We start from the raw sequence: 12395 nt of genomic DNA, 5'->3' as shown, positions 1-12395 counted from the left end.
CTTTAATAGCAAAAGCAGATACATTGAAACAGTAATATTCTTAAAATGTTTATATTTGATTACATTTTAAGTAGCAGAAAATATTGCATATATTTTGTTATATATAATTTTATAAATAAAATTAAAGAAATTTTGTAAAAATTTCATCATCCAACAAACAATATACATTGCATTGTATGTTGGAACATATCTATGCAAATAAGGAGGAAATTATATGGAATTAAATGAAAAAGAGAGAAGCAATATTAATTTTTTCAAGACTGTCAGAGTAAGATTATTCTTAGTTTATATGGCTATGATAATTAATGGAATCATTATAGGTGTTGGATTAAAAACAAGCAAATCAGTAACAATAATATCAATAGGTGTTGCAATTGTAATTGGAGGAGGATTGATATTATTTACAACAATAAGCATACTAAAACCTTTAGGAAGGATAAAGGAATTGGCTGACAGAATAAGCAACTTTGATATTTCGCAGGATGTTAAGATAGTCATTAATGATGAATTTGGGGCAATTGGAGAGTCTTTAAATATGGCTCAACACAATTTGAGAGAAATTATAAAATTATGCATAGATAATACAAAAAATGTACTTTTGTTGAATGAAAAGTTATCAACAATAATAAATGAATTAAGTAAGAATTTAGAAGGAACAGAAAAAGATATAGAAAAAATAAATATAACAGCAGAAGAAAATAGCGGCACAGTAGAAGAAATATATGCTTCTATTCAGGAGATATCAGCCAGCATGCAAGAATTATCAGAAAAAGCTGAAAGTGGAAATGATAATTCAGAAAAAATAAAAGAGAGAGCACAATCAGTGTTAAAAAGTAGTAAACATGCTATAAGCAATACTAAAAACATATATCATGAAAAAGAAGAATGTATAAAAGAAGCAATTGAAGAATCAAAAGTTGTTGAAGAAATTAAAGTTATGGCACAAGCTATAGCTGGCATTTCAGAACAGACAAACCTCCTTGCTTTAAATGCAGCCATTGAAGCTGCAAGGGCAGGTGAATCAGGAAAAGGATTTGCAGTAGTTGCAGAAGAAATAAGGAAACTTGCAGAAGAATCTTCGTCATCAGTTGGAACAATACAGGATACAATTGAAAAAGTTAAAACAGCATTTGAAAATCTTTCAAAAAACAGCAGTGAAGTATTAAAGTTTATTGATAATAATGTAAGAGAAAATTTAAATGAATATGGTGAAATAGGAGAACAGTATAGTAAGGATGGAGAATTTGTACATTCAATGTCTAATCAATTATCAAATATGTCAGAAACTGTTACATCTTCAATTGAACAAGTAAATTCAGCAATATCTAATACAGCTAAAAATTCAGAAGAAACAGTAGTAAGTACAAATAATATAAAGAATAATATAGGGAATGTTAATGCTTCTATGAAAAAAGTTCTTGATTCAGTGGAAAAGAGTGTACAAGACTCTAAAAAATTAAATGATATAGTAAATAAATTTGTAATTGGATAATGAAAAAGCTATTGGTTTTATTGCAGCCAATAGCTTTTTTTCTAGGAAATTATATTTTTGAACAGGTTATGGATAACAAAGATCTTTTTATATTAAATCTATACATAAGTTACCACTAGAAGTATTTACATTGATTGTTTTAGACATATCACCATTTTTTAAGGTATTTTTGGAACTGGTTAATTCTCCTGATAAGGTGCTGAAATTTGTATTGTAGTCGCATTCAGAAGGAATTATTAAGCTTATATCGCCAGAAGAAGAAGCCAAAAATGTATTATCAAGCTTATTATTTATACTTATATCCATATCGCCTGAAGATGTTTTTGAAGTAAGTACAGAGAAATTTCCATCACCACTTATTGAACCTGATAGAGATGATAAGTTTGTTTCCATATATGAATTTATAGAGTTTAAATAAATATCACCACTTGAAGATGAACAAGATAGATAATTTACATTACATTTGTCAAAGTAAACATCGCCACTGGCGCTTGAAGCATTTACTGCATTTGCTGAAAGTCCTTTTATATCAATGTCACCACTGCTTGTAGTAATTTTTAGAGTTATTTTATTCAGACAATCAGAAGGCATATTTACAATTATTTCAGCATCATCAGAAATATCCGCAGTAGAGGAGAAAGTCATTCTATTATTGTTTGTAATTAAATTTAATTTGGAAGATGATGATGAAAAACTATTTATTTTTATATTTAAAGTGTTGTTCTTTGAAGTTATGAACTTTAAATTTTGTGAACTCATATTGAAATCTATTTCTGATATCGTGTTATTAATATCATAATCATAAGAAGAATATGAATTAGTGAAATTTAAAAAAGTATCATTAAAATTGAATTTAAAGGAATCTTCATTAAAATTAAATTCATCAGAATAATCTGAAAGATTGTAATTGCTTTGAACAAGTAGAATGCATCCTGAAGCATAAAATACAATAGATAAAATAATTAAAATTAGAATAAAAATTTTCATTTTAATTGGAATAAATTTTCTGCTCATAAAAATCCTCCTTTAGACTTTGGATTTGAAAAATCTAAAGAGCCTTAGAAATAATTTTAAGAAAAACTTACATGAATAGTAAAATATAATTCCCAAAAGTATAGATATACAAATAGAACCAAGAGAAAATAATATTAGCACTGGATATGGGAAATTAGCAATAAACTGAGGGATCTCAGGTGAATTTACAAGGCTTGTAAATGTTCCTCCTATAAGCAATCCTATACTTCCAAACAATATGCTCAAAGCAATGCCCAAAAGTCCCATAAGCATTCCTGCAATACTTGTGAATATTGGAGAAAATATTATAAGACCTAATATTAAAATGCATATTTTTAGAATCTTGTTAACATAAGGAGAAGAATATATACTATTTTCTTCATGTTTTTTGAATTCTGAAGTGTTTTCATCTGTTACAGTAATTGGTTGTATATAAGTTATATTGTTTTGTTGATTATTTAAATTATTTATACTATTTATATCTAATGTGTTATTATTTGAATTTATAGGAGAGCATACGTCTTTTTGATAGTTAAATGCTTCATTATTAAATTCATTATTTTTATATTTAAGACCGATTAAATGAGGATTGCCAAAACTTTCTATAATTTCATCTTCACTTTTTCCTAAAGAAGTTTCAGATAAAATTTTATTTTCATAAAAAGATATTATTTCTTGAAGTTTTAATTCGGGCAGCTCTTTAAGTTCATCCATGAGAATATCAAAAAATTCATGCTGAGTCATCTTAAAACCTCCATAGTAACTTATTTTTAAATTTATTTATTGAATAATTTTCTATAATCTTCGTTTTTTAGTATATGATAATAATTTGAACAAAACAATATATAGAGAGTCAATTTAATTATTTATTAAGTTGTTTAAAAGTAACTTCAGTGTTTGTTAAGAAAAAATTAAAAAATAAAAATATCATTTTTATCCATATCATAGATGTTGTGGATAAAAATGTTAATAACTTTTTGTCAAATAATTACGAATGGCATTATATCAATGATTTGAAGCATGTAAATTTTGTGAATAACATTAGTTTACCTGTGGATAACTCTTGAGATAAGAGATTTCTATGGGTAAAAAAGTATATATTTCAACAATAAAAATAGTAATATATAAAAAAATCTATTAACATATCAATAAAAGAACATAAAATATAAATGATATGACAATTGAAAGCAGATTATATTTTTTCGATTAAATTAACAGGTATGTGGATAAGGGCTGTGGATAATGTGGATAATTTATAATAATTATAAATTTATTTGTAATAAATGATATAATATGATTAGATTGACTAGTAAAATAATTTAGTTACAGAAATTGGAGGGGGTATTGAATGAATACTAATAAAAAAAGTAAGTTTATACCAGAAATAACAGGTGCGTTGAGAAAGCGTGTTGTAGAAGTTCCCCAAATAATAAGGGAGTGCAGTGGAATAAAAATTTTTGGGAAAAGGATAAAATCTTTATTATTTAGTACTGATGTTGCAATAATAAAAAATTCAGATGCAGATGCTATTATAGCAGTATACCCTTTTACACCACAGCCAATAATAACTCAGGCTTTAGTATCAACAGCAGATGTTCCTGTTTTTTGTGGTGTAGGTGGAGGAACTACTCAAGGCAAAAGAGTTGTAAATTTAGCTCTTGATGCAGAATTTAAAGGGGCTATGGGGGTTGTAGTCAATGCACCAACAAGTAATGAAATAATTGAGAAAATAAGAGATACTATTGATATTCCTGTTATAGTCACAGTAATTTCAGAAGATGAGGACATTAAAAAGAGAATAGAAAGTGGAGCAACAATACTTAATGTATCTGGTGGAAAAAATACAGCTAAGATTGTAAGAAACATAAGAAAAATGTATCCAGAGTTTCCTATAATAGCAACAGGAGGTCCAACAGATGAAACAATAAAAGAAACTATTGAGGCTGGAGCAAATGCAATAACGTTTACACCACCTACATCTGCAAGCATAATGGGCGATTTGATGGATGTGTATAGATCAAGATAATTTTAAATTTAATATTTTAATAATTTAAAAGGTATTGAATTAACTTTAAAATGTGGTATCATATTTGTAATAGTTGAATAATATGGTAATATAAATGACCTGGGGTAGAGGTGCTGTGGTAAATAGTAAATATAATGAGTCTGGCAGACTGTGAGTTATATTGAAAGGTGCTATGGCCGAAGAAGTAAGTCAAGCTAAAGCCTGCTTCTGGGGATTCATATAATATGTGGATCACTGTCACGAAAGTGTTGAGCTACAAGGCATATCTTTTAATTGGCAGATGTATTTTTTATAAAATAATGTGCTGAGAAATGTTGTGTAGAAAGAATTAATTAGTATCAGCTCTGCCACTCGTCACAGACATATATCTGTGACTCTTTTTTTTGAAATTAAAAAAGACATTTATAAAAGATTTTATTTCAAAATAAGCAAAAAGCACTACATATATAATGTCAATTGTCAATTCTGCATTGTCAGTTGAAAAGTTTTGGGGGGAACAAAGATGAAATTATTTGGATCGATGAAGGTTGAAGATAACCAATTAAGTATTGGAGGAGTAAAGGCAGTAGATTTAATAAAGGAATATGGAAGTCCTTTATATGTATTTGATGAAGAATTAATAAGAAATTACTGCAAGGATTATAGAAAGTATTTTAAATGTGAAGAAAATAGTAACAGAGTAGCATTTGCAGGGAAGGCATTTCTTACAGTTCAGATATGTAAATTGTTAAAAGAAGAAAATATGTCCTTAGATGTTGTTTCTGGAGGAGAATTATATACTGCATATAAAGCAGGATTTCCACTAGAAAGAGTTATGTTTCATGGAAATAATAAGACATTAGATGAAATAGAGCTTGGAGTTAAGCTTGGAGTTGGAAATTTTGTTGTGGATAATCATTATGAAATGGAAGCTTTAAATAAAATAGCTAAGTCATATGGAAAGGTTCAAAATATATATTTGAGAATAACTCCAGGAATAGATGCTCATACTCATGATTATATTAAAACAGGGCAGATAGATTCTAAATTTGGATTTGCACCAGTAGGTACAGTCATTGAAGATGCAGTTGAAAAGGCTATACAACTTGAAAATATCAACCTTGCTGGAATTCATTGTCATATAGGTTCACAGATTTTTGAATTAGAACCATATGAAGATGCAGTGGAATTTATGCTTGATTTAATAAAAAAAATTGAAAAAAATTACGATTATTTTATAAAAGAAGTAGATTTTGGTGGTGGTTTTGGTATATACTATAGTAAAGGGGACAAACCAAGGACAACTAAAGAGTATTGTGAAACAATAGTTAATAAAGTTGATGAGGTTTGTAAAAGGACAGGTCAGGAAAGACCAATTCTTACCATTGAACCAGGAAGAAGCATTGTGGCTAATTCTGGGACAACCCTTTATACAATAGGAAGTGTTAAGGAAATTCCTGGCGTAAGAACTTATGCGGCCGTTAATGGAGGAATGACTGATAACATTAGACCAGCACTTTATAATGCAGAGTATGAATGCGTTATAGCAAACAGAGTTGAAGGAGATAAAACACAGACTGTTACAGTGGCAGGAAAATGTTGTGAATCTGGAGATATATTATTAGAAAATGTTGAACTTCCAGGAGTATACAGTGGTGATACACTTGCTGTACTTACAACAGGAGCTTATGGTTATTCAATGTCTAATAATTATAACAGAATACCAAAACCAGCTGTTGTTATGGTTAAGGATGGACAAGCTAGACTCGTTTGTAAGAGAGAAACATACGAAGATATAATCAGAAATGATATTTTATAGAATTATGAATAAATTAAAAAATTCTGTATATAATATAGAAATGATAAATGTAAATATGATACATTTATAAATTGATTATATTTTTTAAATAAGCTTTTTATTAATATTCTTTCCCAAGATTATAAATATATAAAGACTGATATGCACTAGTCAATTTGACTAGTGCATATCTTTTTGTGTAAAAAAATTAATAAGTTATAAATATTTTATAATATAAATTATGGTATACTAATTAGTGTATTTTTAATAAAACAGATAAAATATTCTAAGAATATATATTTTCAACTGAAATCTAATATTTAGTATTTTCAATAGAAGTATATAGAATTTGACTGAATGATTTATTTATTGAAGATGTATATTTAAAATAACAAAATTTAGATAAAAATGAGGAGGTTGAATTTTTATGGAAAACGAAGTGAAAAAGGGAAACTTTTTTAAGGATTGGATTGTTCCTATAATATGCGCAATTGCTATTGCATTTGCACTTAATAAGTTTATTTTTATAAATGTTTATATACCAAGTGGATCTATGATTCCTACATTAAATATAGATGATAAACTTATAGTTACAAGAATATGGAATAAAGACAATATAAAAAGAGGCGACATACTTGTATTTACTTCAGATGAGCTTAATGAAACTTTAATAAAAAGGGTAATAGGACTTCCAGGAGATCATATTGAAATCACAGATGGAGTAGTTAAAGTAAATGGTAAAGAGATAGATGAGAGTTATGTTAAAAATAATGAGAACTATAATGGAATATTTGATGTTCCAGAAGGAAAGCTGTTTTTCTTAGGAGATAATAGAGCTGTTTCTTATGATGCGAGATATTGGGAAAATCCATATATAGATAAAGATCATGTTCAAGGAAAAGCTCAGGTAAGATATTATCCAATAAAGGATTTTGGAGTAGTAAGGTAAGTATAATAATAATTGTTTTGGATAGCATTATAAATGTACTTTAATTAAAAAAATCTTGCAAAAATTTCATCATTTATTGTGAATTGTCAATTATATATTGCATATTATAATGAGATTTTACTTGCATAAGAGATTAATTTAGAAGATAATTATAATATTAATTGATTTAAATGTAATTGTCATGGGCAGTTATATAAACCAAATTAAATTAATTGATAAAAGAGGGTTTTTAATATGAACAGTAATTTTATTATTGACAGAATTGAAGGGGATTTTGTTGTGGTAGAAGCTGAAGATGAAAAAATGGTTAATATATTAAAAGACAATATAGTGGGGAGTTTTAAAGAAGGGGATGTTCTTGAAAGAGAAGGAGATTTCTTTAAAGTAAATAGTGAGTTAACGAAAAAACGAAAAGAAGAGATAGAACGCATGACAAAAGACATGTGGAAGTAACTTACAGTAGAAGGGAATGGTGATTAAATGCAGGATAATAATCAAAAAAATAATGGCAAAAAAAATAAAAATAAGTCATATACTATTGTCATTACTTATTTTTTAATTGCATTTGCCTTTATTATGGCATTTAATGTTGCAAAAGATAAGAGTACAACTAAAGAGATTACATATAATCAATTCTTGCAGTTGTTAGAAGAAAAAGAAATTTCCAAGGTGGTCATTACTAGTGATAATTTATTGATAACACCAAGCGCAGATAATGAAGAATATAAAGGAAAAACTTTATATACAGCTAATATTACTGATGATACATTGATTGATAAGCTTCAAGCTGCAAATGTAGATTTTACAGGTAAAAATCCAACTGAGAGTCCAATTTTAAATATACTCATGAGCTGGGTAATTCCAATTGCATTTTTCTTTCTTATGTGGAAATTCCTGTTTTCTAAAATAGGCGGCGGTGGCGGCGTCATGAGCATTGGAAAAAACAATGCTAAGATTTACACAGAAAGTGAAATTAAAGTTACATTTGATGATGTTGCAGGTCAGGAAGAAGCAAAGGAATCTTTAAAAGAAGTAATAGATTTTCTTAACTGTCCTGAAAAATATACAGAAATAGGTGCAAAGCTTCCTAAGGGTGTTCTTCTTGTTGGACCTCCTGGAACAGGTAAAACACTTATTGCAAAGGCTGTTGCTGGTGAAGCAAAAGTTCCATTTTTCTCTTTATCAGGTTCAAGCTTTGTTGAAATGTTTGTTGGTGTTGGTGCATCAAGAGTAAGAGAATTATTCAAGGATGCAGTAGCAAAAGCTCCATGTATAGTATTCATAGATGAAATTGATGCTATAGGTAAGAGCAGAGATAATCAGATGCAGAGCAATGATGAAAGAGAACAGACATTAAATCAGTTATTATCTGAAATGGATGGATTTGATTCATCTAAAGGAGTAGTAATTTTAGGTGCAACTAACAGACCAGAAGTACTTGATAAGGCACTTTTAAGACCAGGAAGATTTGACAGAAGAGTTATAGTTGACAGACCTGAATTTAAGGGAAGAGAAGCTATACTTAAAGTTCATGCTAAGAACATAGTCTTAGGTGATGATGTTGATTTGACAGAAATAGCAAGAAGTACTCCAGGAGCTGTAGGAGCAGATCTTGCAAACATAATAAATGAAGCAGCTTTAAGAGCAGTAAGAAGAAGAAGAAAAGTTGTTCTTCAGGAAGATTTAAGAGAAGCTGTTGAAGTTATAATAGCAGGTAAGGAAAAGAAAGATGCTATACTTTCTGAAAGAGAAAGAGAAATAGTATCATATCATGAGGTAGGTCATGCACTTGTATCTGCTATGCTTAAAAATACAAAGCCAGTTCATAAAATTACTATAGTGCCAAGAATGAAAGGATCTCTTGGATACACTATGCAGATAGAAGATGAAGAAGAAAAGTTCCTTAACACTAAGGATGAAATCATGAACGAAATAAAGATTCTTGTTGGAGGAAGAGCAGCAGAAGAAGAAAAATTCAACCTTATTACAAGTGGAGCTGCTAATGATATAGAGAGAGCTACTCAGATGGCAAGATCTATGGTCTCTATGTATGGTATGAGCGATAGATTTGACATGATGGCTTTAGAATCTATTCAGAATAAATATCTTGATGGAAGATCAGTAAGAAATTGTAGTGAAGAAACATCTGCAATTTTAGATGAAGAAGCATTGAAAATAATAAAAGAAGCCCATAAAGAAGCTAGAAAAATTATAAGAGAAAACATGGTTCTTTTAGATAAGATTTCAGCAGTTCTTATAGAAAAAGAAAATATTTTTGGTGATGAATTCATGGAATTAATTTATGAAGAGTATCCTGAAAAGAGAGAAGAAGCTGAAAAGCAGAAAATAGAAAAAGAAAAGAGACTTAAGGAAGTAGAAGAAAGAAGAGCTAAAAGACACGCTTTAGAAGCAGAACTTGAAAAAGAGTTTGACAGGGAATTTAAGTCTGATAAGAAAAATGAAGTTTCAGAAATATCCCTAGAAAAGAGTTCAGATTTAGAAAATGCTGATAAGAAAATTTATGAAGAAGAAGAAATTCCTAATGGATCAGTAAAGAACTCTGAGGTGTCAAATGAAAATGAAGCTTCTGAATCTGAAAAGCTACAGACATCAGGTGAAGCTTCAGATGGAGAGATTAAAGCTTCAGAAAATACTGAAGTTCAAGATGAAATAAAAAATAATGATACTATATAAAATATTGTTTTAGTATTTAATAGGTTTGTGATTTGGAAATGACTTAATCATTTGATTAAGTCATTTCTCTGCCTTAATTTAAAACAGCTTTATTACAGCAGTATATTAGAAAAATGAAGGAGTTGTAAAAATGAGCAGACAAATAGATTTCTTAATGGAAGAAAATAAACTTGAAGAAGTACAAGGAATACTTCATGATGAAGTTTTAAAATATTTAGAGAGAAGAAAAGTAGTTACAGGACAGATACTTGAAGCAAGGCAGAAATATATTGAAGAATATAAAGATGATGAAGATCAAGTAATAGATTATTTTGATCATGAAAATTATGTTAAGGAAGAAGCATATAAAACAATAGATAAAAGACTTATGGAGTTTACTAAACTTAAGGAATCGCCATATTTTGGAAAGGTGACATTTAAAGAGGAAGATAGTCTGCCAGAAGATATATACATAGGAAGATATGGATTGACATTGGAAGATGCATATGAACCTTTAATAGTAGACTGGAGAGCACCTATAGCATCACTGTTTTATAAAGGTACAGTAGGTCCATCAAGCTACAATCCACCTTCAGGAGAAATAAAGGCTGATATATTATCAAGAAAGCAGCTTATAATCAAAAAAGGAGAACTTAAAGGAGTATTTGATTCAGCTCTTGATGTTAAGGATGAAATCTTACAGATGGTCCTAACAAGTAATTCATCAGAAAAACTTAAAGATATTGTAATGACTATTCAAAAAGAACAGGATGAAATAATAAGAGAAGATAGAAATAAAATAGTCATTGTCAATGGTGTTGCTGGATCAGGAAAAACTACAATAGCGTTACATAGAATTTCATATCTTCTTTATAATTTCAGAAAACAGTTTGGAGATAAAGTGCTTATTTTTGGGCCTAATGATATATTTATGGATTATATAGCACAGGTTCTTCCTACTTTAGGTGAAAGCGGAGGGATAAAGCAGACCACTTTTGAAAACTTTGCTAAAAAAGAACTTAATTTAGAAAATGCAGATATAAAAAGCTTTGGAAAATATATTGAAGATGCTATGAATAATAATGTTGAAGCATTAGAAGAATATAAATATAAGAGTTCAAAGAAATTTGTACAAATTCTTGATTCTAAAATTGAACAGCTTAAAAAAGAGTATTTTAAAATAAAACCTGTTGAGTTTAATGGTAAAGAAATAGTTTCGGTTGATGAAATAAAGGAATTGTTTGATGTGTATTACAAAGATATGCCTTTATTTAGAAGAAGTGAGAAGATAAGAAGAATACTCACATCTAAAATTAAAGATAAAAGAGACGAAGCTGTTTATGCGATGAATGCTGAATTAAAGAAGAAAATGGAGAACCTTTCTGAAGACGAAGCTGATATTGAAAAGAACAATATAGAATTTTTGAGAAGAATCAAGATAAGAGAAATTGTACGAGAAGTTATAAATTCAAGAAATGATTTAGATAAGTGGCTTAAATTTGAGCCTATAACTGATATATACAAGAGAATAATAAATAATGAAGATATTAATAAGCCATTAGAATCAGAAGAATATATTGAAAATGAATTAAAGCTTGGATATATGGATTTATCAGGAATATTGTATCTTATGGTTAAGCTTGATGGTGCTAAGGTTAAAAATGAAATCAAGCATATAGTAATTGATGAAGCACAAGATTATAGTTATATGCAGTTTAAAATAATTAAAGAAATGACACAATGCAAAAGCTATACTATAGTAGGTGATTCTAATCAAAGACTTATATCTACAGAAGATGAACCAGCAATGCTTCACCTTGATGAAATTTTTGCAGATATAAAGACTGAAATAAAGCATTATGACTTGAGTAAAAGTTACAGATCTACTCAGGAAATTATGGAGTATGCTAATAAATTCTTAAATGAAGAACGTATTGTACCTTTAGTGAGAAAAGGAGAGCCTGTTATTGAAGAAGAATATGATGCTAAAGAAGATTGTATAGAAACAATTTCATCTCTTATTGAAGATTATGAAGAAGATGGATATGAAAATATAGCAGTAATATTCAATAGTACTAATGATCTTGAAGAATTTGCTCCTCTTTTAAAAGAAAAGATGGGAATACAGAAAATTGACAATGAAGAAATTCTTTATAAGGGTGGAAGAGTTCTTATTCCTGCATATCTTGCAAAAGGATTGGAATTTGATGGTGTTATAGTTGTTGAAGATGAGGATGTTCAGCCTTTGGTAAAATATATAATGTGCACAAGAGCTCTTCATAGACTTTCAATAATAAAGAAGAATTAAATAAAAAATGCGAAAATAATAGACGTCTAAATTTTTTAGGCGTTTATTATTTTGTATTCATAAATGATGCAATGAAAAATAAAATCTATTCAATATGTATAAAATTAAAGCTTTCATTATGCATTGCAAATTATCAATTATACATTGTCAATTAAA

General features: G+C 28.7%; 9 protein-coding genes and 1 riboswitch. Of the genes, 7 read left to right on the top strand and 2 right to left on the bottom strand.

Annotated features, from left to right (window positions below; all coding sequences use genetic code 11):
- Positions 1-214 precede the first annotated feature (214 nt).
- Entirely contained in the window at positions 215-1492 is a 1278-nt protein-coding gene (locus Q0F58_RS13660) for a methyl-accepting chemotaxis protein (RefSeq protein ID WP_294377538.1), read from the top strand.
- A gap of 87 nt (positions 1493-1579) precedes the next feature.
- Here Q0F58_RS13660 and Q0F58_RS13655 read toward each other — a convergent pair whose 3' ends face one another.
- Together Q0F58_RS13655 and Q0F58_RS13650 are read right to left on the bottom strand one after the other, a co-directional pair.
- Entirely contained in the window at positions 1580-2506 is a 927-nt protein-coding gene (locus Q0F58_RS13655) for a DUF4097 family beta strand repeat-containing protein (RefSeq protein WP_294377536.1), read from the bottom strand.
- A gap of 12 nt (positions 2507-2518) precedes the next feature.
- Positions 2519-3250, bottom strand: coding sequence for an HAAS signaling domain-containing protein (locus Q0F58_RS13650; RefSeq protein WP_294377534.1), 732 nt, complete (start codon positions 3248-3250; stop codon positions 2519-2521).
- Positions 3251-3854: 604 nt separating this feature from the next.
- Here Q0F58_RS13650 and Q0F58_RS13645 point away from each other — a divergent pair.
- The 6 genes from Q0F58_RS13645 (at position 3855) to helD (ending at position 12239) form a co-directional block, all read left to right on the top strand.
- On the top strand, positions 3855-4532 hold the full coding sequence (locus Q0F58_RS13645; protein WP_294377531.1) for a hydrolase: 678 nt from the start codon (positions 3855-3857) through the stop codon (positions 4530-4532).
- 97 nt (positions 4533-4629) lie between these two features.
- A riboswitch (Lysine riboswitch) is annotated at positions 4630-4796 on the top strand.
- 238 nt (positions 4797-5034) lie between these two features.
- Positions 5035-6330: a diaminopimelate decarboxylase gene (lysA, locus tag Q0F58_RS13640; RefSeq protein ID WP_294377529.1), complete on the top strand. Its 1296-nt coding sequence runs from the start codon at positions 5035-5037 to the stop codon at positions 6328-6330.
- Positions 6331-6736: 406 nt separating this feature from the next.
- A complete protein-coding gene (gene lepB, locus Q0F58_RS13635; protein ID WP_294377527.1) occupies positions 6737-7258 on the top strand; it encodes a signal peptidase I in 522 nt (173 codons plus the stop codon).
- A 234-nt stretch (positions 7259-7492) separates the two neighbouring features.
- Positions 7493-7711 carry a DUF3006 domain-containing protein gene (locus tag Q0F58_RS13630; RefSeq protein WP_294377524.1) on the top strand — a complete coding sequence of 73 codons (219 nt, stop codon included), beginning with the start codon at positions 7493-7495 and terminating at the stop codon, positions 7709-7711.
- A gap of 27 nt (positions 7712-7738) precedes the next feature.
- Positions 7739-9952, top strand: a complete 2214-nt coding sequence (gene ftsH / locus Q0F58_RS13625) for an ATP-dependent zinc metalloprotease FtsH (protein ID WP_294377522.1) — start codon at positions 7739-7741, stop codon at positions 9950-9952.
- 130 nt (positions 9953-10082) lie between these two features.
- Entirely contained in the window at positions 10083-12239 is a 2157-nt protein-coding gene (helD, locus tag Q0F58_RS13620) for an RNA polymerase recycling motor HelD (RefSeq protein ID WP_294377520.1), read from the top strand.
- Positions 12240-12395 lie beyond the last annotated feature (156 nt).

The organism is uncultured Clostridium sp., assembly GCF_934754915.1.
Lineage (GTDB): Bacteria > Bacillota > Clostridia > Clostridiales > Clostridiaceae > Clostridium.
This window is presented reverse-complemented; position numbering and strand designations above follow the sequence as displayed.